Origin of the sequence: Streptomyces sp. NPDC059037 (assembly GCF_042740015.1) — a bacterium.
GTDB lineage: Bacteria > Actinomycetota > Actinomycetes > Streptomycetales > Streptomycetaceae > Streptomyces.
Genome location: NZ_JBHYIG010000032.1, coordinates 1 through 22,153, shown reverse-complemented (window position 1 = coordinate 22,153; position 22,153 = coordinate 1). Strand labels below are relative to the sequence as shown.

Annotated in this window: 21 protein-coding genes; 15 read left to right on the top strand and 6 right to left on the bottom strand. The window is 70.5% G+C overall.

The window, feature by feature from the left end; all coding sequences use genetic code 11:
• Positions 1–141: 141 nt before the first annotated feature.
• The 4 genes from ACFWY6_RS09930 to ACFWY6_RS09915 all read left to right on the top strand — a co-directional run bounded on the left by ACFWY6_RS09930 (position 142) and on the right by ACFWY6_RS09915 (position 2,826).
• Positions 142–780, top strand: a complete 639-nt coding sequence (locus ACFWY6_RS09930) for an AIM24 family protein (protein ID WP_266870844.1) — start codon at positions 142–144, stop codon at positions 778–780.
• 1 nt (position 781) lies between these two features.
• Positions 782–1,432, top strand: a complete 651-nt coding sequence (locus tag ACFWY6_RS09925) for an AIM24 family protein (RefSeq protein ID WP_384687704.1) — start codon at positions 782–784, stop codon at positions 1,430–1,432.
• A 41-nt stretch (positions 1,433–1,473) separates the two neighbouring features.
• Complete coding sequence (locus ACFWY6_RS09920) at positions 1,474–2,229, top strand: AIM24 family protein (protein ID WP_384687729.1); 756 nt, start codon at positions 1,474–1,476, stop codon at positions 2,227–2,229.
• A 120-nt stretch (positions 2,230–2,349) separates the two neighbouring features.
• Positions 2,350–2,826: a MarR family winged helix-turn-helix transcriptional regulator gene (locus tag ACFWY6_RS09915; RefSeq protein WP_266870842.1), complete on the top strand. Its 477-nt coding sequence runs from the start codon at positions 2,350–2,352 to the stop codon at positions 2,824–2,826.
• Positions 2,827–2,829: 3 nt separating this feature from the next.
• Here the strand turns inward: ACFWY6_RS09915 and ACFWY6_RS09910 are convergent, their stop codons facing one another.
• Positions 2,830–4,266: a sensor histidine kinase gene (locus ACFWY6_RS09910; RefSeq protein WP_384687703.1), complete on the bottom strand. Its 1,437-nt coding sequence runs from the start codon at positions 4,264–4,266 to the stop codon at positions 2,830–2,832.
• Entirely contained in the window at positions 4,263–4,946 is a 684-nt protein-coding gene (locus tag ACFWY6_RS09905; RefSeq protein ID WP_384687702.1) for a response regulator transcription factor, read from the bottom strand. Before ACFWY6_RS09905 ends, ACFWY6_RS09910 begins: the two co-directional genes overlap by 4 nt.
• 135 nt (positions 4,947–5,081) lie before the next feature.
• Here ACFWY6_RS09905 and ACFWY6_RS09900 point away from each other — a divergent pair, with 135 nt between their 5' ends.
• A complete protein-coding gene (locus ACFWY6_RS09900) occupies positions 5,082–5,723 on the top strand; it encodes a PepSY domain-containing protein (protein ID WP_384687701.1) in 642 nt (213 codons plus the stop codon).
• 380 nt (positions 5,724–6,103) lie between these two features.
• On the opposite strand, the gene meaB is transcribed toward ACFWY6_RS09900, so the two are convergent.
• Positions 6,104–7,060, bottom strand: a complete 957-nt coding sequence (gene meaB / locus ACFWY6_RS09895) for a methylmalonyl Co-A mutase-associated GTPase MeaB (protein ID WP_135330224.1) — start codon at positions 7,058–7,060, stop codon at positions 6,104–6,106.
• 78 nt (positions 7,061–7,138) lie between these two features.
• A complete protein-coding gene (locus tag ACFWY6_RS09890; protein WP_384687700.1) occupies positions 7,139–8,341 on the bottom strand; it encodes an acetyl-CoA C-acetyltransferase in 1,203 nt (400 codons plus the stop codon).
• A 135-nt stretch (positions 8,342–8,476) separates the two neighbouring features.
• Between ACFWY6_RS09890 and mce the strand changes: the two genes are divergently transcribed.
• From mce to ACFWY6_RS09850, 8 genes are all read left to right on the top strand, one after another.
• Complete coding sequence (mce, locus tag ACFWY6_RS09885; protein ID WP_249587713.1) at positions 8,477–8,917, top strand: methylmalonyl-CoA epimerase; 441 nt, start codon at positions 8,477–8,479, stop codon at positions 8,915–8,917.
• 231 nt (positions 8,918–9,148) lie between these two features.
• Positions 9,149–13,021 (top strand): polarized growth protein Scy, encoded by a 3,873-nt coding sequence (scy, locus tag ACFWY6_RS09880; protein ID WP_384687699.1) that lies wholly within the window; start codon positions 9,149–9,151, stop codon positions 13,019–13,021.
• A gap of 182 nt (positions 13,022–13,203) precedes the next feature.
• Positions 13,204–14,139 (top strand): cellulose-binding protein, encoded by a 936-nt coding sequence (locus ACFWY6_RS09875; protein ID WP_360767068.1) that lies wholly within the window; start codon positions 13,204–13,206, stop codon positions 14,137–14,139.
• A 113-nt stretch (positions 14,140–14,252) separates the two neighbouring features.
• Positions 14,253–15,239, top strand: a complete 987-nt coding sequence (locus tag ACFWY6_RS09870; protein ID WP_384687698.1) for an ABC transporter ATP-binding protein — start codon at positions 14,253–14,255, stop codon at positions 15,237–15,239.
• Between the two features lie 3 nt (positions 15,240–15,242).
• On the top strand, positions 15,243–16,013 hold the full coding sequence (locus tag ACFWY6_RS09865; protein ID WP_384687697.1) for an ABC transporter permease: 771 nt from the start codon (positions 15,243–15,245) through the stop codon (positions 16,011–16,013).
• Positions 16,006–16,794 (top strand): hypothetical protein, encoded by a 789-nt coding sequence (locus tag ACFWY6_RS09860; protein WP_384687696.1) that lies wholly within the window; start codon positions 16,006–16,008, stop codon positions 16,792–16,794. The genes ACFWY6_RS09865 and ACFWY6_RS09860 overlap by 8 nt, the downstream gene beginning before the upstream one ends.
• 109 nt (positions 16,795–16,903) lie before the next feature.
• Complete coding sequence (locus ACFWY6_RS09855) at positions 16,904–18,097, top strand: ABC transporter ATP-binding protein (protein WP_384687695.1); 1,194 nt, start codon at positions 16,904–16,906, stop codon at positions 18,095–18,097.
• An 86-nt stretch (positions 18,098–18,183) separates the two neighbouring features.
• On the top strand, positions 18,184–19,038 hold the full coding sequence (locus ACFWY6_RS09850; RefSeq protein ID WP_384687728.1) for an ABC transporter permease: 855 nt from the start codon (positions 18,184–18,186) through the stop codon (positions 19,036–19,038).
• A gap of 3 nt (positions 19,039–19,041) precedes the next feature.
• Here the strand turns inward: ACFWY6_RS09850 and ACFWY6_RS09845 are convergent, their stop codons facing one another.
• Entirely contained in the window at positions 19,042–19,380 is a 339-nt protein-coding gene (locus tag ACFWY6_RS09845; RefSeq protein ID WP_384687694.1) for an ATP/GTP-binding protein, read from the bottom strand.
• 211 nt (positions 19,381–19,591) lie between these two features.
• On the opposite strand from ACFWY6_RS09845, the gene ACFWY6_RS09840 reads away from it, so the two are divergent.
• A complete protein-coding gene (locus ACFWY6_RS09840; RefSeq protein ID WP_384687693.1) occupies positions 19,592–20,662 on the top strand; it encodes an LLM class flavin-dependent oxidoreductase in 1,071 nt (356 codons plus the stop codon).
• A 70-nt stretch (positions 20,663–20,732) separates the two neighbouring features.
• Here ACFWY6_RS09840 and ACFWY6_RS09835 read toward each other — a convergent pair whose 3' ends face one another.
• Positions 20,733–21,125, bottom strand: coding sequence for an SCO5389 family protein (locus ACFWY6_RS09835; RefSeq protein ID WP_266870828.1), 393 nt, complete (start codon positions 21,123–21,125; stop codon positions 20,733–20,735).
• A gap of 212 nt (positions 21,126–21,337) precedes the next feature.
• Between ACFWY6_RS09835 and nucS the strand changes: the two genes are divergently transcribed.
• On the top strand, positions 21,338–22,009 hold the full coding sequence (gene nucS, locus ACFWY6_RS09830) for an endonuclease NucS (protein WP_266870826.1): 672 nt from the start codon (positions 21,338–21,340) through the stop codon (positions 22,007–22,009).
• The last annotated feature ends 144 nt before the right edge of the window (positions 22,010–22,153 follow it).

The window sequence follows — 22,153 nt, the reverse complement described above, 5'->3', positions numbered from 1 at the left end:
GGGGGTGCGGGCGGGCCGCTCGGCCGCGATCTTGTGAATGCGCGCACAAGCGACCCCCATTGTGACATCGGGGTGTTCTCGGGGTTCGCTCAGGGGCCGTTGCCCTGTTCCGAGGGCATATCCGACGGCTACCGTCGATACGTGGCAACGTTCCGACTGCAAGGCAGCAGGGTGCTCGCCGTGGACATGTCCGGCGACGCCGTCAAGGCGAAGAACGGCTCGATGGTCGCGTACGACGGCCAGATGGCCTTCAAAAAGATGTCCGGCGGCGGCGAGGGCATACGGGGCATGGTGACCCGTCGCCTCACCGGCGAGCAGATGACGGTGATGGAGGTGAAGGGGCACGGCACCTGCTGGTTCGCCGACCGCGCCACGGAGATCAACCTCGTGGAGCTGCGCGGCGAGAAGCTCTTCGTCGAGTCGAGCAACCTGCTCTGCACCGACGCGGGCCTGCACACGGGCACCAGCTTCACCGGACTGCGCGGCGCCTCACAGGGCAACGGCCTGTTCACCACGACGGTGGAAGGCACGGGCCAGGCGGCGATCATGTCCGACGGGCCCGCGGTGGTCCTGCGCGTCAGTCAGCAGTACCCCCTGACCGTGGATCCCGGGGCGTACATCGCGCATCAGGGAAACCTCCGCCAGAACCTCCAGTCGGGCGTCACGTTCCGTACGTTCATGGGCGAGGGCGGCGGCGAGGCCTTCCAGATCCGCTTCGAGGGCGACGGTCTGGTCTACGTCCAGCCCAGCGAGCGCACCACGATGGCGGGGGACGTCTGACATGCCCTTCCGAGAGATCAACTCGAAGGTGGTCGAGGCGACGGTTCTGCCGGGCCAGAAGCTGTTCAGCCAGCGCGGCGCCATGCTCGCCTACAAGGGGGACGTCTCCTTCACGCCCAACATCCAGGGCGGGCAGGGCGGCCTCGCGTCCATGATCGGGCGGCGGGTGGCGAACGAGGCGACGCCGCTGATGACCGTCGAGGGCAGCGGCACCGTCCTCTTCGGGCACGGCGGGCATCACATCCAGGTGATCAGCCTCTCCGGAGACACCCTCTACGTGGAGGCGGACCGGCTGCTCGCCTTCGACGGCACCCTCCAGCAGGGCACGATGTTCATGGGCTCGCAGGGCGGCGTGATGGGCATGGTGCGCGGACAGGTCACCGGGCAGGGACTGTTCACGACCACCCTCAAGGGACAGGGCGCGGTCGCCGTCATGGCGCACGGCGGGGTCGTCGAGGTGCCGATCACCCCGCAGCGCCCGGTGCACGTGGACCCGCAGGCCTATGTGGCGCACCACGGCGACGTGCGCAACAAACTCTCCACGGCGCTCGGCTGGCGCGACATGGTGGGGCGGGGCTCGGGCGAGGCGTTCCAGCTGGAGCTGTCAGGGAGCGGTGCGGTGTTCGTCCAGGCGTCGGAGGAGAAGCTGTGACCCCTTCAGTGCCCGCGGGCGGGCCCGCGGTGTTCGATCCGATGACGCTGCCGAGCGACGACAGCGTGAACGCGTACACGTTCTGCGTGGAGCTCAAGGGGAGCCAGTGGTTCCTGCAGAAGGGGAAGATGATCGCCTACTACGGGTCGATCGACTTCAACGGCATCGGGCACGGCCGCCTGGACCGACTGGTGCGCACGAGTTTCCATTCGCCGCTGCACGCGAGCGACTGGGTCGTGGCGGAGGGCCAGGGCAAGATGCTCCTCGCCGACCGGGCCTTCGATGTGAATTCGTACGACCTCGAGGACGGCAACCTGACCATTCGCTCGGGCAACCTCCTCGCTTTTCAGCCAACTCTCGCCCTGAAGCAATCAATTGTTCCGGGCTTCCTGACCCTGATCGGAACCGGAAAGTTCGTGGCCGCGTCGAACGGTCCGGTCGTGTTCATGGAGCCGCCGATCCGCGTCGATCCGCAGGCCCTCGTGGGCTGGGCGGACTGCCCGTCGCCCTGCCATCACTACGACCACGGCTACATGACGGGGGTCATGGGGGGCGTGCGGGCGCTGACCGGGATCGGCGGGACCTCGGGCGAGGAGCACCAGTTCGAGTTCGTGGGGGCGGGGACGGTGCTGCTGCAGTCCTCGGAGATGCTCATGGCAGACCAGGCGACGGGTGCGGTGCCGCAACAGGCGGGGATCCCGGGCGCCGGGGGTGCACCCGGTCAACGCGGACAGCAGCCGGGACAACCACGCCTTCCCGGACAACTGGGGGACCTCCAGCGTCGCTTCGGCCTGTGAGCGGTAGTCTGCGGAGTGTGACGACGAACGCCTGTGCCCCTCCGTGACATGGAGGGTGAGAGGCGCGCGTCACACGCCCTCATTCGTTCACCTTTCAACTTCTTAGGTAGAATCGATTTCATGGAGACCGATACGGCCCCGCAGTGGCTGACCAACGAGGAACAGTGCGCCTGGCGCACCCACGTGGAGGTCAACAGGATGCTGACATACCAGCTCGAGAAAGACCTCCAGCCGTTCAACCTGACCATGAACGACTACGACATCCTCGTTCATCTCTCCGAGTCGGACGAGAAGCGGATGCGTATGAGCGATCTCGCGGCCGCCACGCTGCAGTCCAAGAGCCGCCTGTCCCACCAGATCACCCGCATGGAGAACGCGGGCCTGGTCCGCCGGGAGAACTGTGAGTCCGACCGGCGCGGCCTCTACACCGTGCTCACGGACGAGGGCATGGAGACCATGAAGAAGGTCGCCCCGCACCACGTGACCTCGGTCCGCCGGCACTTCATCGATCTGATCTCGCCCGAGGCGCTCGGCGAGCTCCACAAGGCACTGACCCCGATCGCGGAGCACTTGCGCGCGCAACGGGGCAAGCCCTGACGCTCAGCCGGACCGCGGCACGAGGGGCACCCTGAGTTCGAAGAGCGCTCCCCCGCCGGGAGCCTCCTGGACCGTGAGCGTGCCGCCGTGCCGTTCGGCCACGTCCCGCGCGATGGCGAGACCCAGACCGGCCCCGCCGTCATCACGGGTGCGTGCGTCGTCGAGCCGTACGAAGCGCTCGAAGACGTGCTCGCGCTCGCTCTCCGGCACGCCGGCCCCGTCGTCGGAGACCGCGAGGACCGCCCAGGCCCCTTCGGCGCGGGTGGCGACCGTGACGTGGGTGCGGGCGTGGCGCTGCGCGTTGTTCACGAGGTTGCCGAGCACGCGCGCCAACTGGCCGCGCGATCCGGCGACTTCGGCCCCCGACAGGTCGGTCCGCACCTCGACGCGGTCCCTCGCCCGCTGGGACAGCTCCTCGCGGGCGAGGGCCGCCAGGTCCACCCGCGTCGCGCCGGGCTTCTCCCCGGCGTCCAGGCGGGCGAGCAGGAGCAGGTCGGCGGCCAGCTCCTGAAGGCGCACGGTGTCCTCGACGGCGCCGTCCACATCCAGCAACTCCGGGTGTGCCGCGCCCACTTCGAGCTGGGTGCGCAAGGACGCGATGGGGCTGCGCAGTTCGTGCGATGCGTCGGCGACGAAGCGGCGCTGGCGTTCCACCGACGCCTGCAGGGCGGCCAGCGTCTCGTTCGTGGTCCGGGCCAGGCGGGCGACCTCGTCATGCGTGTCCGGCTCGGGCACGCGCCGCGCGAGGTCCTCCGAGGCGGTGATCGCCGCCATCTCGGAGCGGATGGCGTCCACCGGGCGCAGGGCGCGCCGCGTGACCAGCCAGGTCACCGCGGCGATCACGGCGAGCAGCAGCGGGAAGCCGATGAGCAGCGATGTCAACGCCGTTGACATCGCGCTCTGTTGGGACTCCAGCGAGCCGCCCGCGTACACGGTGAGATCGCCCTTCTTCTCGACGCTCACCTCGACCTCGGCGAAGCGGTAGTCCTCCGTCTCGCCGTCGACGGTCGCCGAGCCGTCGGTGAACTTCTTGTCGTCGGACGGCTCACCGGGTTCGAGCGCTTCCTCCGCGCTGTCGTCGTCATCGTCATCGTCGCCGCCGGGCGCGGGGGACGCCTGCTCGGGCCTGACTGCGGCGGTGCCCGTGCCGCTGATGCGCTCCAGATCCTCGCTGGCCGCGACCAGCCGGCCGTCGGCGTCGACGATCTGCACGGGGTTGTCCTCGGCCTCGGGCAGATCCAGCTTGTCGTACGCGATGCCGGGGGTGATCTGCGAGGCCACCCGCCGGGCGGCCGAATCGGCGTCGGCCTCCGCCTCGCCGATGAGGCTGAACCGCAGCGAGAGCAGCACGGCGGCGCCCGCCGCGACCAGCGCGACCGCGACGACGAGGCTCGCGCCGAGGGTGGCTCTGGCCCGGACCGAACTGAACAAGCGGCTCATCGGGGGGCCTCCAGGCGGTAGCCGGCGCCGCGCACCGTCTTGATCAGCCGCGCACCCAGCTTGCGCCGCAGGGCGCTCACGTACACCTCGACGATGTTGGGGTCGCCCTCGTACGCGAAGTCCCAGACGTGCTCCAGGATCTCGCCCTTGGAGACCACCTCGCCCCGGCGCAGGACGAGCTGCTCCAGGACGGCGAACTCCTTGGCGGTGAGCGTCACTTCATCGCCGTCGTCGTTGCCGTCGCCGCCGCGGAAGACGCGGCGCGCGGCGGTGTCGACCAACAGGTCGCCGAGGGTGTGGACCGGGGACGGGCCCGCGTTGCCGCGGCGGCGCAGCAGCGCCTTCACGCGGGCCACGAGCACGACGTACGAGAAGGGCTTGGTGAGGTAGTCGTCGGCGCCCGTGTCGAGCCCCTCGGCCTCGTCGTACTCGCCGTCCTTCGCGGTGAGCATCAGGATCGGTACGTCGTGACCGGCCGCGCGCAGGGTGGCGCAGACGCGGTAGCCGTTCATGCCCGGGAGCATGATGTCGAGGATGACCAGGTCGTACGTTCCCTCGCTCGCGCGGTGCAGTCCGTCGACGCCGTCGTGGACGACGTCGACGGCGTAGCCCTCGGCGGTCAGACCCTTGGCGAGCGACAGGGCAAGCCGCTTCTCGTCCTCCACGATCAACAAACGCATGCGCTCAGGGTCGCAGAGCGAACCTGAAGAGTTCTTCAGGCACCTTCAGGCTGGCTTCAGCATCGCTCAGCCAGATTGTTCCTCGTCGAAAGCGAACGGCCGCTGAGCGGTCGGACCGACTCGGGAGGAACCCTCATGAAGCGCAATATCGTCATCGCCACCGTCGCCGCCGTGGCCCTGATCGGAGGCGGCACGGCGACAGCCATGGCCGTCACCGGCGACGACGAGTCGACCGCCGCCAAGCAGTCCAGCGTCCAGGTCAAGGACGACGACGGGCAGGACGACGCCACGGAGAACAAGACCGAGGTCAAGGCCGCGAAGGTGACGGCCGCCGACGCGATCAAGGCGGCGCTGGCCAAGCAGTCCGGTACGGCGGTCTCCGCGGAGCTGGACGACGAGGACGGCGGCAGCCTGTACTGGGACGTCGACGTGCTCGGCAAGGACGGCGGCTGGCACAGCGTCCAGGTCGACCCCGGCACCGGCAAGGTGCTCGGCTCGCACACCGAGCGGGACGAGGACGGCGACGCCGCGCGGGTGGCCGCCGTCCTGAAGGGCGCCTCCACCACGGCCGAGGACGCGGCGAAGGCCGCGGCGGCCAAGGGCACGGTGACGTCCGTGGACCTGGATGACGACGGGACGGCTACCGCCTGGGACGTGGAGACGGTCGCCTCCGGCGGGGTTGAGTCGGACTGGCACGTTGACCTGCGGTCGGCCGCGGTGACCGCTGACCGCGGTGACAGCGCCGACCACGACGACCAGGACGGCCAGGACGACTGACGTCACGCCTGCCGCTTGAACCACGGGGCCCGCGCTCTCTCCCCCGGAGGGCGGGCCCCGTTCGCGTCCCGGAGGGCGGGCCCTGTTCCTGCGCCTTCGCGCCGGGCTCCAAGCCGCCGCTTCGCGGCGGATCTTTCCCGCCCACCCACCCGATTACCCCGCAGGGCAACGGGTGGGTGGGTGGGAGACCGACCGCGGAGCGGGGAGTCCCCCGGCGCCCGCCCGGCTCAGGGGCAGCCCCAGCCCGGGCGGAGCGGGGAGTCCCCCCGGCATCCGCCCGGCCAAAGGGCAGCCCAAGCCCGCCCTGCGGGCACCGCAGGGCCAGTCCAAGGTCAGCCGGGCGCACGCCCAGGCCAAGACCGGCGCCCACGCCAGCACCCTCAGCCCGAGGTCAGCCCCGCGACCAGTTCGTCCGCCGCCGCATAGGGATCCAGCTCGCCCGCGACGATCCGCTCCGCCAGCGCCGAGAGACGCCGGTCGCCGTGCAGATCCGCGATCCGCTCCCGCAGGGCCGTCACCGCGATCGTCTCCACCTCACGGGCGGCCCGCGCCGCCCGGCGCTCCGCGAGGACCCCCCGCTCCTCCATCCACGCCCGGTGCTTCTCCAGGGCCTCGACGACCTCGTCGATCCCCTCGCCCCGCGCGGCCACCGTCTTCACGATGGGCGGGCGCCAGTCCCCCGCGCCGCGGGACTCCCCGAGGCCCAGCATGTGGTTCAGCTCGCGCGCCGTCGCGTCCGCGCCGTCGCGGTCCGCCTTGTTCACGACGTACACATCGCCGATCTCCAGGATTCCGGCCTTCGCCGCCTGGATCCCGTCGCCCATGCCGGGCGCGAGCAGCACCACCGACGTGTCCGCCTGCGATGCGATCTCCACCTCGGACTGGCCGACGCCCACCGTCTCGACCAGGATCACGTCGCAGCCCGCCGCGTCCAGGACACGGATCGCCTGCGGCGCCGACCAGGCGAGGCCGCCGAGGTGGCCCCGCGTCGCCATCGAGCGGATGTAGACGCCGGGGTCGGACGCGTGCTCCGACATGCGGACCCGGTCGCCGAGCAGGGCGCCCCCGGAGAAGGGGGAGGAAGGGTCGACGGCCAGGACGCCGACCCGCTTCCCCGCCCGCCGGTACGCCGACACCAGCGCCGACGTCGAAGTCGACTTGCCGACACCCGGCGAACCGGTGAGGCCCACCACGTACGCATGGCCCGCCAGTGGAGCCAGCGCCGCCATGACCTCACGGAGCTGCGGTGACGCCCCCTCGACCAGTGAGATCAGCCGGGCCACGGCCCGCGGCCTGCCCTCGCGGGCCTGTGCCACCAGGGAGGGGACGTCCTGCATGTCAGACAGCTCCGTTCCAAGACGTAGGAAAGGCGTGGTCGGGAAAGTGGTCGGGAAAGGTGTGCACGCGCAAACGCGTCAGCCCTTCGCCACCTTCACGATCAGCGCGTCGCCCTGACCGCCGCCACCGCACAGCGCCGCCGCGCCCACGCCGCCGCCGCGCCGCTTCAGCTCCAGGGCGAGGTGCAGCACGACCCGCGCGCCGGACATCCCGATCGGGTGACCCAGGGCAATGGCCCCGCCGTTGACGTTCACCTTTTCCGAGGACACCCCGAGGTCCTTCATTGACTGCACCGCGACCGCGGCGAAGGCCTCGTTGATCTCGATCAGGTCCAGGTCCTCGACCGCCAGGCCCTCCTTCTTCAGGGCGTGCTGGATGGCGTTGGACGGCTGCGACTGGAGCGAGTTGTCCGGACCGGCCACGTTGCCGTGCGCCCCGATCTCCGCGATCCAGTCGAGGCCGAGCTCCTCGGCCTTGGCCTTGGACATGACCACGACCGCGGCCGCGCCGTCGGAGATCTGCGAGGACGTGCCCGCGGTGATCGTGCCGTCCTTGGCGAAGGCGGGGCGCAGCTTGCCGAGGGACTCGGTGGTCGTCTCGGCGCGGATGCCCTCGTCCTTGGCGAAGAGGACCGGGTCGCCCTTGCGCTGCGGGATCTCGACCGGGGTGATCTCGGCCTCGAAGATGCCGTTCTTCTGGGCGGCCGCGGCGCGCTGGTGGGAGGCGGCGGCGATCTCGTCCTGCTCGGGGCGCGCGATGCCCAGGCGGGTGTTGTGCTTCTCCGTGGACTCGCCCATGGCGATGTTCTCGAAGGAGTCGGTCAGACCGTCGTACGCCATCGAGTCGAGCATCTCGATCGCGCCGTACTTGTAGCCCTCGCGGGACTTGGGGAGCAGGTGCGGCGCGTTGGTCATCGACTCCTGGCCGCCGGCGACGACGATGTCGAACTCGCCGGCGCGGATCAGCTGGTCGGCGAGCGCGATCGCGTCGAGCCCGGAGAGACACACCTTGTTGACGGTGAGCGCGGGGACGTTCATGGGGATGCCCGCCTTGACGGCGGCCTGGCGTGCCGGGATCTGCCCTGCCCCGGCGGTGAGCACCTGGCCCATGATCACGTACTGAACCTGGTCGCCGCCGATGCCGGCCCGGTCGAGCGCGGCCTTGATGGCGAAGCCGCCCAGGTCGGCGCCGGAGAAGGACTTCAGGGAGCCGAGCAGGCGGCCCATGGGCGTGCGCGCGCCCGCGACGATCACTGAGGTGGTACCGGTCGTTCCAGACATGTGAACGGCCCCTTGGGAGGAGAGGTTAATGAGGGTTTACTTGAATGTACTGAGCGGTACGCCGTGCGTCATCGGGCGTTGGGTGTGATCGCGCGCACGTTGCGTAAACGCCGCCGGAAGGGCTGCACTTAAACCATGCTGACGCGAATCGATCACATCGGGATCGCCTGTTTCGACCTCGACAAGACCGTCGAGTTCTACCGGGAGACTTACGGCTTCACGGTGTTCCACACCGAAGTCAACGAAGAGCAGGGCGTACGCGAGGCCATGCTCAAGATCAATGAGACGAGTGACGGCGGGGCTTCCTACCTGCAACTCCTCGAACCCACCCGCGACGACTCCGCCGTGGGCAAGTGGCTGGCCAAGAACGGCGAGGGTGTGCACCACATCGCCTTCGGCACCGCTGACGTGGACGGCGACGCCGCGGCCATCAAGGACAAGGGCGTACGAGTCCTCTATCAGGAGCCCCGGATCGGGTCGATGGGGTCGCGCATCACCTTCCTGCACCCCAAGGACTGCCACGGCGTGCTGACCGAACTCGTCACCTCGGCAGCTCAGGAGTCACCGGAGCACTGACCTCCGCATACTTGGGCCGGTAGGGTTGGGGTCGGCCGTCCGAAGTCTGGGCGGCCGGTCGTCCGTACGCTGGGCGGCCGCGTGCCGGGGTCCGGGTTTCGGGGGACGAGCGTCGGGGCAGCAGCCCGTGCTCAGCTGTTGATCTGACACCATTCCCCGGGGGCCCCGTTCGGCGGATGGGCAGGGCTCGTACTTCAGGAGTTGCGACCAGGGGACGGATGGGACCGCGCAGTGCGGGGCTACGAACGCCAAGAGAGCTCGCGGGCTGAGACGGACCATCTTTCGCGGTTCGAGGCCGAGATGGACCGGCTGAAGACCGAACGAGAGAAGGCTGTTCAGCACGCCGAGGACCTCGGCTACCAGGTCGAGGTGTTGCGCGCCAAGCTGCACGAGGCGCGCCGCAACCTCGCGTCCCGCCCTGCCTACGACGGCGCGGACATCGGCTACCAGGCCGAGCAGTTGCTCCGTAACGCCCAGATCCAGGCCGATCAGCTGCGCCAGGACGCCGAGCGCGAGCTGCGGGACGCCAGGGCGCAGACCCAGCGCATCCTCCAGGAGCACGCCGAGCAGCAGGCCAGGCTCCAGTCCGAGCTGCACTCCGAGGCGGTGTCGCGCCGTCAGCAGCTCGACCAGGAGCTGTCCGAGCGCCGCCAGACCGTCGAGTCGCACGTCAACGAGAACGTGGCGTGGGCCGAGCAGCTGCGCGCGCGTACGGAGCAGCAGGCGCGCCGCCTGCTCGACGAGTCCCGCGCCGAGGCCGACCAGTCGCTGGCCGCCGCCCGCGCCGAGGCCGAGCGCGTCGCCGAAGAGGCACGCCAGCGCATGTCGAGCGACGCCGAGTCCGCCCGCGCGGAGGCCGAGTCGATCCTGCGCCGGGCCCGCACGGACGCCGAGCGCCTCCTGAACGCCGCGTCGACGCAGGCGCAGGAGGCCACCGACCACGCGGAGAGCCTGCGCTCGACCACGGCCACCGAGTCCGAGCAGGCGCGCCGCCAGGCCGCTGAGGCGAGCCGGGCCGCCGAGCAGCGGATGGCGGAGGCCGAGACGGCGCTGCGCGAGGCACGCGCCGAGGCCGACAAGGTGCTCACCGAGGCCAAGGACGCCGCGGCCAAGCAGCTCGCGGCCGCCGAAGGCGCCAACGAACAGCGCACGCGCACCGCCAAGGAGCAGGTCGCGCGCCTGGTCGGCGAGGCCACCAAGGAGGCCGAGGCCACCAAGTCCGAGGCCGAGCAGCTCGTCGCCGACGCCCGCGCCGAGGCCGAGAAGCTGATCAAGGACGCCGCCGAGAAGGCGCGCACGATCACCGCCGAGGAGACCGCGGGCCAGCTCGCCAAGGCGGCCCGTACGGCGGAGGACGTACTCGACAAGGCTTCGAAGGACGCCAAGGAGACGACGAAGGCCGCCACCGAGGAGGCCGAGCGGATCCGCGGCGAGGCCGAGGCCGAGGCGGACCGGCTTCGCGGTCAGGCGCACGACATCGCCGAGGAGCTCAAGGGCGCGGCGAAGGACGACACCAAGGAGTACCGCGCCAAGACCGTCGAGCTGCAGGAGGAGGCGCGCAGGCTGCGCGGCGAGGCCGAGCAGCTGCGGGCCGACGCGGTCGCCGAGGGCGAGCGGATCCGTGGCGAGGCCCGCCGCGAGGCCGTCCAGAAGATCGAGGAGGCGGCCAAGTCCGCCGAGGAGCTGCTCGCCAAGGCGAAGGCCGACGCGGACGAGCTGAAGACGGCCGCGACCGCCGAGAGCGAGCGGGTCCGCACCGAGGCCATCGAGCGCGCCACGACGCTGCGCAAGCAGGCCGAGGAGACCCTTGAGCGCACCCGCGCGGAGGCCGAGCGGCACCGCGAGGAGGCCGCCGAGCAGGCCGAGGCCACGAAGTCGGAGGCCGAGGAGGCCGCGCGGGCGCTGCACGACGAGACCGAGCGGGCGATAGCGGCACGGAAGTCCGAGGCCGCCGACGAGCTGACGCGCCTTCACACGGAGGCCGAGGAGCGCGTCGCCGCCGCCGAGCAGGCGCTGACCGACGCCCGCGCGGAGGCCGAGCGCATCCGCAAGGAGGCCGCCGACGAGACGGACCGGCTGCGCACGGAGGCCGCCGAGCGGATCCGCACCCTGCAGGCACAGGCCGAGACCGAGGCCGAGCGGCTGCGCACGGAGGCCGCTTCGGACGCCTCACAGGCGCGCGCCGAGGGCGAGAGCGTCGCCGTACGGCTGCGTTCGGAGGCCGCCGCCGAGGCGGAGCGGCTCAAGTCGGAGGCCCAGGAGTCCGCGGACCGGGTCCGCGCGGAGGCCGCCACCGCCGCCGAGCGCATCTCCACCGAGGCCGCGGAGGCACTTTCCGCCGCCCAGGAGGAGGCCGCGCGGCGCCACCGCGAGGCCGAGGAGACCCTCAGCTCCGCGCGCGGCGAGGCCGACCAGGAGCGCGAGCGGGCCCGTGAGCAGAGCGAGGAGCTGCTCGCCTCCGCCCGCAAGCGCGTCGAGGAGGCCCAGGCCGAGGCCGTCCGCCTGGTCGAGGAGGCCGACCGCAGGGCGACCGAGATGGTCTCCAGCGCCGAGCAGACCGCCCAGTCCGTACGGGACTCCGTGGCGGGCCTGCACGAGAGCGCGCAGGACGAGGTCGCGGGCCTGCGCAGCGCCGCCGAGCACGCGGCGGAGCGTACGAGGACCGAGGCGCAGGAGGAGGCGGACCGCGTCCGCGCGGACGCCTACGCCGAGCGTGAGCGCGCCACGGAGGACGCCAACCGCACCCGACGCGAGGCGAACGACGAGGCCGAGGCCGCCAAGTCCCTTGCGGAGCGCACGGTTTCGGACGCGATCGCGGAGGCGGAGCGGCTGCGTTCGGACGCCACCGAGCACGCCCAGCGGTCGCGTACGGAAGCGTCGGACGCGATCGCCTCGGCCGAGCAGGACGCCTCACGCACGCGTGCCGACGCCCGCGAGGACGCCAACCGCATCCGCAGCGATGCCGCGAGCCAGGCCGACCAGCTGATCGGCGAGGCGCGCAGCGAGGCCGAGCGGCTGCAGACGGAGACGACCGCCGAGGCCGACCGGCAGCGCACGGACTCGGTGGCGAAGGCCGAGAAGCTCATCTCGGACGCCACGGGCGACGCCGAGCGGCTTCGCGCGGACGCCGCCGAGACGGTGGGCTCGGCCCAGCAGCACGCCGAGCGCATCCGGTCCGAGTCCGAGCGCGTCAAGGCGGAGGCCGCGGCCGAGGCCGAGCGGCTCACCTCGCAGGCGCGGGAGGAGGCCGAGCGCACCCTGGACGAGGCGCGTCAGGCCGCCAACAAGCGCCGCTCGGAGGCGGCCGAGCAGGTCGACACGCTCATCACGGAGGCGGCGGCCGAGGCCGAGAAGCTGACGTCCGACGCCCAGGAGAAGGCTCTCAAGGCGACCACGGACGCGGAGGCGCAGGCCGACACGATGGTCGGCGCGGCCCGCACGGAGGCCGACCGCCTTGTCTCCGAGGCGACGGTGGAGGGCAACTCCCTGGTGGAGAAGGCCCGTACGGACGCGGACGAGCTGCTCGTCGGCGCCCGCCGCGACGCCACGGCCATAAGGGAGCGCTCCGAGGAGCAGCGCGACCGTCTGACCGCCGAGATCGAGGAGCTGCACGAGCGTGCGCGCCGCGAGTCCGCCGAGGCGATGAAGTCCGCGGGCGAGCGCTGCGACGCGCTTGTGAAGGCCGCCGAGGAGCAGCGTGCCGAGGCCGAGGCGAAGGCCAAGGAGCTGGTGTCGGACGCGAGTTCCGAGGCCGCCAAGGTGCGTATCTCCGCCGTGAAGAAGGCCGAGGGGCTGCTCAAGGAGGCCGAGACGAAGGTGGCCGGGCTGGTGCGCGACGCCGAGCGGGTCAAGGCGGAGGCGGAGGCCGAGGCCGAGCGGATGGTCTCCGAGGGCAAGCGCGAGCTCGAAGTGCTTGTCCGGCGGCGCGAGGACATCAACGCCGAGATTTCCCGTGTCCAAGACGTGCTCGAGGCGTTGGAATCTTTTGAGGCCCCGGCGGCCGGCGCGAAACCGACGTCGAACGGCGGCTCCGGCGCGGGGGGCGTCAAGGCCGGTGCAGCGGCGGGGTCAACTCGATCGGGTGGCAAGACGTCTGAGGGCTAGCCAAGGAGCTTCTGCCGTGCTTTGAAAGGACCTTCGGCACTGTCCCTGGCAAGTGCTCTGGCGGTTAGCCACTCAAAAGGGGTGTCATTCTCCAGATCAAACGGGCATCTGCTCGATGACACGCCGCTTGGACCCCTAGGATTCCCTCTATCACCTCACCGGTCTCATTCGACAGGAACCCCATGAGCGACACTTCCCCCTACGGCTTCGAGCTTGTGCGGCGTGGGTACGACCGCGCTCAGGTGGACGAACGTATCTCCAAGCTCGTCTCCGACCGTGACAGCGCTCTTGCTCGTATCACTGCTCTGGAAAAGCGCATCGAGGAGCTGCACCTCGAGACGCAGAACGCCCAGGCTCAGGTGGCCGACGCCGAGCCGTCGTACGCCGGTCTCGGTGCCCGCGTCGAGAAGATCCTCCGCCTCGCCGAGGAGGAGGCGAAGGACCTGCGCGAGGAGGCCCGTCGCGCCGCCGAGCAGCACCGCGAGCTCGCCGAGTCGGCGGCCCAGCAGGTGCGCAACGACGCCGAGTCGTTCGCCGCCGAGCGCAAGGCCAAGGCGGAGGACGAGGGCGTCCGGATCGTCGAGAAGGCCAAGGGCGAGGCGGGTGCGCTGCGCACCGAGGCGCAGAAGGACGCTCAGTCCAAGCGCGAGGAGGCGGACGCCCTCTTCGAGGAGACCCGCGCGAAGGCCGCCCAGGCCGCCGCCGACTTCGAGACGAACCTCGCCAAGCGCCGCGAGCAGTCCGAGCGTGACCTTGCCTCGCGGCAGGCGAAGGCGGAGAAGCGGCTCGCGGAGATCGAGCACCGTGCCGAGCAGCTCCGTCTTGAGGCGGAGAAGCTCCGGACCGACGCGGAGCGTCGCGCTCGCCAGACCGTCGAGACCGCTCAGCGGCAGGCTGAGGACATCGTGGCCGATGCCAATGCCAAGGCTGACCGGATCCGCTCGGAATCCGAGCGGGAGCTTGCGGCGCTGACGAATCGTCGCGATTCGATCAACGCTCAGCTCACCAATGTGCGGGAGATGCTGGCCACCCTCACGGGTGCGGCCGTCGCCGCGGCGGGTACGCCTGCCGAGGATGAGCCCATCAGCCGCGGGGTGCCTGCTCAGCAGACGCGTTGAGGTTGTGGGGATCTGACGGTCCGCTTCGGCTGGTCGCGCAGTTCCCCGCGCCCCTTACGGGGCCCCCTGTCACTCCGGTGGCAAGGGGCCCCGTCCCGTTTTAGCGTTGGCGCATGATCGAGCTCGAGGGGCTGACCAAGCGGTACGGCGAGAAGGTCGCCGTCAACCATCTGACCTTCACCGTGCACCCGGGCATCGTCACCGGCTTCCTCGGCCCCAACGGCGCGGGCAAGTCCACCACCATGCGGATGATGCTCGGTCTCGACAATCCCTCGGCGGGGAACGTCCGTATCGACGGCAAGCGGTACGCACAGCTGAAGGACCCGCTGAAGTACATCGGCGCCCTCCTCGACGCCAAGGCCATGCACGGCGGGCGCAGCGCCTTCAACCATCTCCTCTGCCTCGCGCAGAGCAACGGCATCCCGCGTGCCCGCGTCCACGAGGTCCTGGACACCGTCGGCCTGACCCAGGTCGCCAAGAAGAAGGCCAAGGGCTTCTCGCTCGGCATGGGCCAGCGCCTCGGCATCGCGGGCGCGCTGCTCGGCGACCCCGAGATCCTGATGTTCGACGAGCCGGTCAACGGACTCGACCCCGAGGGCATCCACTGGATCCGGAACCTGATGAAGTCCCTCGCCGCACAGGGCCGTACGGTCTTCGTCTCCTCGCACCTGATGAGCGAAATGGCGCTGACCGCCGACCATCTGGTCGTCATCGGCCAGGGCCGGCTCCTCGCCGACACCTCCATGTCGGACTTCATCCAGCAGAACTCACGCTCGTACGTCCGACTGCGCTCCCCGCAGCGCGAACGGCTCCTCGACGTGCTGCACCAGGAGGGCATCACCGCCGTCGAGACGGGCAACGGCTCCCTGGAGATCGACGGCACGCCCGCGGAGAAGCTCGGCGAAATCGCCGCCCGGCATCAGCTCGTCCTCCATGAACTGAGCCCTCAACAGGCCTCCCTGGAAGAGGCGTTCATGCGGCTGACCGCGGAGTCGGTGGAGTATCACGCGCACGCCGACCACGAGGGGCCCGGCGCACCGCCGCCCCCACAGCAGGCCGAAGGCTGGGGCGACGGCTGGACGCAGAAGAAGGGGTCCTGAGCGATGGCCGCGACGCAAGTCCTGAAGTCGGAGTGGACCAAGATCCGCTCGGTCGCGTCGACCGTGTGGACGCTGGGGCTCGCCGTGGTCGTCACGGTCGGGCTCGGCCTGCTGATCAGCATCCTGGCGAAGAACGACTACGACAGCCTCAACGCCCAGGACCGCAGGGTCTTCGACCCGACCTTCACCAGCTTCGCCGGGATGAGCCTCGGCCAGCTCGCGATGATCGTCTTCGGTGTGCTCGTCGTCTCGAACGAGTACAGCACCGGCATGATCCGCACCTCGCTCTCCGCGGTCCCGCAGCGCGGCACCTTCATGTTCAGCAAGGTCGCGGTCGCCACCCTGCTCTCGCTTGCGGTCGGCATCGTGACGAGCTTCATCGCGTTCTTCGTGGGGCAGGCGATGCTCGGCGAGCACAGGGCCGAGATCGGCGATCCCGGTGTGCTGCGCGCGGTCATCGGCGGCGGGCTCTACATGGCGCTCATCGCGATGTTCTCGATGGGCGTCGCCACGATGCTGCGCAGCCCGATGCTCTCGCTCGGCATCCTGATGCCGTTCTTCTTCCTGATCTCCAGCATCCTGGGCAATGTCTCGGCCACGAAGAAGGTCGGCCGCTACCTCCCCGACCAGGCCGGAAGCAGAATCATGCAGGTGAAGACGCCGCTGGACGACGACACTCCGTACGGTCCGTGGGGCGGCCTCGCGATCATGGTGACGTGGGTCGTGGTCGCCCTGATCGGCGGCTACGCGCTGTTGAAGAAGCGGGATGCCTAGCCTCACGGCGCTCGGCCTCGACGAGGTTCCCGCACTGCGGCCGCTGACGTATCCGGGGCGTCCGGTCCCCTGGCCCGCCCTCCTGGCCGGCGACGAGCTGCTCCCCCTCGATGTACGTCCGCTGCCGCTCGGCCAGTGGCCCGTGGCGGGGCTGACGCTCGACGAGACGCTGAGCGGGCGGGGCGAGGCGCCCACCGGCAGCCGGCACCCCGTCATCGCCGTGGGATCGAACGCCTCGCCCGCACAGGTCGCGTACAAACTGGCCAGGCGCGGCATCACCTCCGCCGTGCCGATGGTCCCGATGCGGGTGCGCGGCATCGCGGTGGGCTGCTCGGCGCACATCGGGCGTGCCGGGTATGTGGCGGCCGCCCCTTACCTGGACCCGGCGGTCGAAACCTCCCTGGTCGTGAGTTGGCTGGATCAGGACCAGTTCCGTGCGGTCGACGACACGGAGCTGCCCAACTACCGGCGGGCGCTCCTTCCGGGCGGCGACTTCGCGATGACGCTGCCGTCCGGTGAGCGGCTCGACGGCGCGTATCTCTACGTCAGTACGTACGGTGTCCTCGCCGATCCGCGGTCAGGCCTGCCACGCCCCGGCGGCGGCGATCAGGCGGCGCTGCTCGCCTCGCTCATCGGGGATTCGGCGGCCCTGCGCGGGCTGCTCGGGCCCGGTCCCGCCGACTGGGTGCGCAAGGCCGCGGCGGACCGCGGGCTGCGCGATCGCGGCAGGCGGGCCTTCGCCGACGCGGGCTGGGCGCTGCCGCAGCCGGGGTTTCCGTGATGCCGCACTTTTACCCTCTCTTGGCTGGAACCGTCAGCTCGGCTATATCCTCCTAACCCTTACGGGGGCGTGTGCCCCGACGTCCTGAACCATTCGATGGGTGCGGAGAATGATCGAGGCAGTCGGCCTGACGAAGCGCTACGGCGCCAAGACAGCCGTGTACAACCTTTCCTTTCAGGTGCGACCCGGCACCGTCACCGGCTTCCTGGGCCCCAACGGCTCCGGCAAGTCGACGACGATGCGCATGATCCTCGGGCTCGACCAACCCACCACGGGCCAGGTGACGATCGGCGGCTACCCGTACCGCAAGCTCCCCAACGCCCCGCGCCAGGTCGGCGCCCTGCTCGACGCCAAGGCGGTGCACGGCGGCCGGCACGCCCGTAACCACCTCCTGTGCCTGGCGCAGCTCTCCGGCATCCCGGCCCGCCGGGTCGACGAGGTGCTCGGCGTCGTGGGCCTCCAGGACGTGGCGAAGAAGCGCTCCAAGGGCTTCTCGCTCGGCATGGGCCAGCGCCTGGGCATCGCGGCCGCCCTCCTGGGCGACCCGCAGGTGCTGCTCTTCGACGAGCCGGTCAACGGCCTCGACCCGGAGGGCATCCTCTGGGTCAGGAACCTGATGAAGTCGCTCGCGGCCGAGGGGCGTACGGTCTTCGTCTCCTCGCACCTGATGAGCGAGATGGCGCTGACCGCCGAGCACCTGATCGTGATCGGCCGCGGGCAGCTGCTCGCGGACATGAGCGTCAAGGACTTCATCTCGCACAACTCCGCCGACTTCGCCCGGGTGCGTACGCCGGACAGCGAGCCGCAGCAGCGCGAGAAGCTGACGGCCGCGCTGACCGAGGCCGGCGGCCAGGTCCTGCCCGAGCAGGACGGCGCGCTCCGGGTCACCGGGCTTCCGCTGCCCCGCATCAGCGACCTCGCGCACGGCGCGGACGTCCGCGTGTGGGAGCTCTCCCCGCACCAGGCCTCGCTGGAAGAGGCGTACATGCGGATGACGCAGGGCGCCGTCGACTACCGCTCCACGGTCGACCAGCGGGCGGGCCTGCAGCAGCCCGTGCAGCAGGGCGCGATGCCCGGTGGCATGCCGCCGCAGGGCCAGATGCCCGTGCCCGGCCAGGGCCAGCCCGGGTGGTACGCACCGCCGCCGCCCCAGCAGGGCGGTCAGCCCTTCGCGATGCAGCAGCCGCAGGACGCGTCCGGGACGCCGAACCCGTACGCCGCCGCCCCGCAGGCACCGGCCGCGGCTCCCGCCTCTTCCCCCGTCCCCGACATGACCAAGCGCGACAGCGAGGACCCCCGATGACCACGCCTCCGACTCCGCAGCAGCAGCCGCAGGCGCAGCCCCAGCAGATGTACGCGCAGGCCGGCGCCCCCGTGCAGGGCGCACCGATGCAGGGCGCCCCGACGGCTCCCCCGCCCGCCGCGCCCGCGCCGCCCTCCGCCTGGCAGCAGGCGATGAGCAACGCCTACACCTCGCCGATCCCGGTCAAGAAGACCCACATCGGCAACGCCCTGGCCTCCGAGTGGACGAAGATCAAGTCGGTCCGCTCGACGATGTGGACGCTCGGCGTCTTCCTCCTCCTGGTGATCGGCATCGGCCTGCTCGTCGCCGCGCAGACGGAACCCCGTGACTACCTGGACGTGCCGTTCACCATCCCGGCGTTCTTCGGTCTGGTCCTCGGCCAGATCTGCCTGATCACGCTCGGCGTCCTGGTGACGTCGTCCGAGTACGGCACGGGCATGATCCGTACGACGTTCACTGCGTCGCCGCAGCGCTACCGCGTCCTCGCCGCGAAGATCGTGGTCTTCTTCGTGATCGCCTTCGTCGTCTCGGCGGCATCCATCTTCCTGGTGGGCGCCATGACGTCGGGGATGCACAGCGGCTCCGAGGCGGGCGACGTGGCATGGGGCGGCACGGTCCTCAAGGGCGGCCTCTACGTCTCGCTCCTGGGCGTCCTCGCCCTGGCGGTCGGCTCGATGCTGCGCCACTCGGCGGGCGCGATCACCGCGATGCTGGGCCTGGTCCTGGTGCCCGCGATCCTGCCCGCGTTCCTGCTGATCTCGGAGAGCACCCGCAGCGTGGGCGAGAAGATGATGGACTACAACGCGCCCAACTCGCTCGCCAAGATCTTCCAGCTCGACACCGGCTCGGGCAACGGCAACTCACAGCTGGTGCTGCTGATCGTCGTGACGCTGGCCGCGATCGTCGGCGCGTTCGCGCTTCTGGAGAAGCGCGACGTCTGATCCTCAGTACCGAGGCGCGTTACGGGACCGCTGCACCCGCGAGGTGCGGCGGTCCTTCGCGTTCCAGCAGGCCTTGTGCCAGTGCCTGCGCTCGTCCACGCCCGAGTGCTCGGGCCAGGCCACCACATGCGCCATGCCGGAGGGGATCTCCTGGTCGCAGCCGGGGCAGCGGTAGGTCTTGCCCGCCGCGCTCGCGCCCGCCACATGGCGCACGCTCCACTGCTCGTCCTGCCAGCTCTCGGCCCGCTGGAAGCCGCCGTAACGGCCCGAAGGCTCCGCGTCCGCACGCGGACTCTCTGCTCCGGCTCCGGCGCCCTTGGGGCGGTTGCGACGCGGGGACACAGGACACCTCACTGGATGTACGGGGTTCAGGGGTGTGTCCAGCCTACGCGCCGCTCCCAGGGGTAGGCGTCCTGCACCAACCCCCACAGATCCCCCCTGCATTGCGCAGAAAATCCGTCAATCTTCATGCCAGGCCGTGCCTTTGGCACGTGTCACGCGTTGTTGCCCGTAGGGGGAGTGCCTGCGTCGGCGCCAAGGAGGCAGGAGTGCGATGCGTGTAGGTAGTTTTGTTCTGGCCGCCCAGTTCCCCGGACAGGGGCAGGGGGAGGCGCTGCACCGTGCGGTGCGGTCCGCCGAGGTGGCCGAGGAGGCGGGTCTGGACGCGGTCTGGCTCGCCGAGCACCACTTCGTGCCGTACGGCACGTGTCCGTCCGCCGTGACCCTCGCCGCGCTCCTTCTCGGGCGTACGCGGCGCATCCGCGTCGGCACCGCCGTGAGCGTGCTGCCGACCGCGCATCCCGTCGCGCTCGGCGAGCAGGCGGCGCTGCTGCACGTGACGTCCGGCGGGCGCTTCTCGCTGGGCGTGGGGCGCGGCGGGCCGTGGGTGGACCTGGAGGTCTTCGGCTCCGGTCTCGACGCGTACGAGAAGGGCTTCCCGGAATCCCTCGATCTGCTGCTGCGGTGGCTGACCGAGCCCCGGGTCGCGAGCGAGTCGGGCCGCTTCGCCTTCCGCGAGGTCGCCGTGGTGCCCCGCCCGCAAGAAGCCCTGCCCGGCTCGGACCTCTCGGACCCCCCGGGCACCGACACCCCGGAGGCGGTGGGCGGCCCCGAGGTGATCGTCGCCTGCACCTCACCGTCGAGCGTGCGGCTCGCCGCGGAGCGCGGTCTGCCGATGCTGCTCGGCATGCATGTCGGCGACGAGGAGAAGGCCGAAATGGTGGCGTTGTGGCGCAGGCACGCGCGCGCCTCGGGGCGTACGCCGGAGGAGATCCACACGGCCGCGCACGTCTCCGCCGGGGTCGCGCAGATCGCGGACCGGCGCGTGGAAGCGGCGGAGACGCTGCAGAAGGCGATGCCGGGCTGGCTGAAGCAGGGGCTGGACGCGCATGTCACGGTCGACGGCCGGGCGCGGGCGATGCGGGACCCGCTCGCGTACACCGAACTGCTCTGCGGCATCCACCCGGTGGGCACCCCCCAGGTGTGCGCCGACCGGATCTCGGCGACCTCGGAGCGGACGGGCATCACACGCTTCGCGCTGCTTGTCGAGGGCTCGGGAGACCTGTCCACGACAGAGGAGAACGTCCGCAGGCTGGGCGCCGAGGTGCTGCCCCAGCTCGGCTGAGCCGCCGGGGCGGGGAGCTGCCGCTCCGGTACTAGAACACCTCCCGCGTACGGAGCGGCAGCAACAGGCGTCAGCAGTCCCGCAGTTCGGGTGACTGATTGAGCAACTGACCTCGGATCGAGGTGAATCGGGCCAACCGGTCGTCCACGGAAGCATCCAGGGGGAACACCGCCACGCGGTGGCAGTTCTGGAATGCCAGGCGCACGCCGAAGTGCCGTTGCAGCGCACCGCGGATCGCGTCGCTCGCGAGTGCGCGCAGCAGCTGGCCACGCGCCTGCTCGTCGGGCGGCGGCGTCTGGTTGTCGGCGAACTCTCCGCCGTCAACCTTCAGCTGGGCCACCAGGGAGCTGATCATCTCCCATGCGTAGGGCAGGGAGGTCCGGACGCAGTCGACGAATTCCGCTTCGTCGACCTCGCCTCGCTCGGCCTGTTCCAACAGTGCCGGTGAGACGTCGAGCGACATGGGTTCTCCTCTCGCACCCCCGGGGAGCGGGGGCTTACGGACAGGGAAGAAGTCCGCATACGCAGAGTGCACGCATGACGACCTCCTGCTTATACGGTAAGCATCGGACCGGCACCGCACCAGGAGATTGGGCACATAACCGGCCAGGATCGAACAGCCCCATCGACGGCGAAATCGCGCGCACCACCTGGTGTCGAGTAGCGTTGCGCCCCATGCGTCTCGTCATTGCCCGATGCTCCGTGGATTACGCGGGCAGGCTCACCGCCCATCTCCCGTCGGCCCCCCGCCTGATCCTTGTGAAGGCGGACGGCAGTGTCTCGATCCACGCGGACGACCGGGCCTACAAACCCCTCAACTGGATGTCCCCGCCCTGCACGTTGAAGGAGGGTTCGGGGGACGACGCCGGCGTCTGGACCGTCGTGAACAAGGCGGGCGAGAAGCTCATCATCACGATGGAGGAGATCCTGCACGACTCCTCGCACGAACTCGGTGTCGATCCCGGCCTCATCAAGGACGGCGTGGAAGCACACCTTCAGGAACTGCTCGCCGACCGGATCGAGACCCTCGGCGACGGCTACTCCCTGATCCGCCGCGAGTACATGACGGCGATCGGCCCGGTGGACATCCTCTGCCGTGACGCCGACGGGCAGACCGTCGCCGTCGAGATCAAGCGGCGCGGTGAGATCGACGGCGTCGAGCAGCTCACCCGCTATCTGGAGCTCCTCAACCGCGACCCGCACCTCGCACCGGTCAAGGGCATCTTCGCCGCCCAGGAGATCAAGCCCCAGGCGCGCGTGCTCGCCACGGACCGGGGCATCGGCTGCACCGTCCTCGACTACAACGCGATGCGCGGCATCGAGGACGACAAGCTGCGGCTGTTCTAGTCTTCCGTCGGTTTCCGTACGTACTCTTCCGTCGGTTTCCGTACGTACGTGAGGGGGGGGGGTGGTGTGGGTGGCCGCGGAGCAGGTGTTTGTGGATTTTATAGGGTCGGCGGGGGGGGGCTTCTGGCGGTGGGGGGGGCGCGC

What these genes read in the sequence shown, in the direction of transcription:
- ACFWY6_RS09925 (WP_384687704.1), top strand. Translation starts at nt 782, where the DNA reads ATGCCCTTCCGAGAGATCAACTCGAAGGTGGTCGAGGCGACGGTTCTG.
- ACFWY6_RS09920 (WP_384687729.1), top strand. Translation starts at nt 1,474, where the DNA reads ATGACGCTGCCGAGCGACGACAGCGTGAACGCGTACACGTTCTGCGTG.
- ACFWY6_RS09915 (WP_266870842.1), top strand. Translation starts at nt 2,350, where the DNA reads ATGGAGACCGATACGGCCCCGCAGTGGCTGACCAACGAGGAACAGTGC.
- ACFWY6_RS09910 (WP_384687703.1), bottom strand. Translation starts at nt 4,266, where the DNA reads ATGAGCCGCTTGTTCAGTTCGGTCCGGGCCAGAGCCACCCTCGGCGCG.
- ACFWY6_RS09905 (WP_384687702.1), bottom strand. Translation starts at nt 4,946, where the DNA reads ATGCGTTTGTTGATCGTGGAGGACGAGAAGCGGCTTGCCCTGTCGCTC.
- ACFWY6_RS09900 (WP_384687701.1), top strand. Translation starts at nt 5,082, where the DNA reads ATGAAGCGCAATATCGTCATCGCCACCGTCGCCGCCGTGGCCCTGATC.
- meaB (WP_135330224.1), bottom strand. Translation starts at nt 7,060, where the DNA reads ATGCAGGACGTCCCCTCCCTGGTGGCACAGGCCCGCGAGGGCAGGCCG.
- ACFWY6_RS09890 (WP_384687700.1), bottom strand. Translation starts at nt 8,341, where the DNA reads ATGTCTGGAACGACCGGTACCACCTCAGTGATCGTCGCGGGCGCGCGC.
- mce (WP_249587713.1), top strand. Translation starts at nt 8,477, where the DNA reads ATGCTGACGCGAATCGATCACATCGGGATCGCCTGTTTCGACCTCGAC.
- ACFWY6_RS09875 (WP_360767068.1), top strand. Translation starts at nt 13,204, where the DNA reads ATGAGCGACACTTCCCCCTACGGCTTCGAGCTTGTGCGGCGTGGGTAC.
- ACFWY6_RS09870 (WP_384687698.1), top strand. Translation starts at nt 14,253, where the DNA reads ATGATCGAGCTCGAGGGGCTGACCAAGCGGTACGGCGAGAAGGTCGCC.
- ACFWY6_RS09865 (WP_384687697.1), top strand. Translation starts at nt 15,243, where the DNA reads ATGGCCGCGACGCAAGTCCTGAAGTCGGAGTGGACCAAGATCCGCTCG.
- ACFWY6_RS09860 (WP_384687696.1), top strand. Translation starts at nt 16,006, where the DNA reads ATGCCTAGCCTCACGGCGCTCGGCCTCGACGAGGTTCCCGCACTGCGG.
- ACFWY6_RS09855 (WP_384687695.1), top strand. Translation starts at nt 16,904, where the DNA reads ATGATCGAGGCAGTCGGCCTGACGAAGCGCTACGGCGCCAAGACAGCC.
- ACFWY6_RS09850 (WP_384687728.1), top strand. Translation starts at nt 18,184, where the DNA reads ATGCAGGGCGCCCCGACGGCTCCCCCGCCCGCCGCGCCCGCGCCGCCC.
- ACFWY6_RS09840 (WP_384687693.1), top strand. Translation starts at nt 19,592, where the DNA reads ATGCGTGTAGGTAGTTTTGTTCTGGCCGCCCAGTTCCCCGGACAGGGG.
- ACFWY6_RS09835 (WP_266870828.1), bottom strand. Translation starts at nt 21,125, where the DNA reads ATGTCGCTCGACGTCTCACCGGCACTGTTGGAACAGGCCGAGCGAGGC.
- nucS (WP_266870826.1), top strand. Translation starts at nt 21,338, where the DNA reads ATGCGTCTCGTCATTGCCCGATGCTCCGTGGATTACGCGGGCAGGCTC.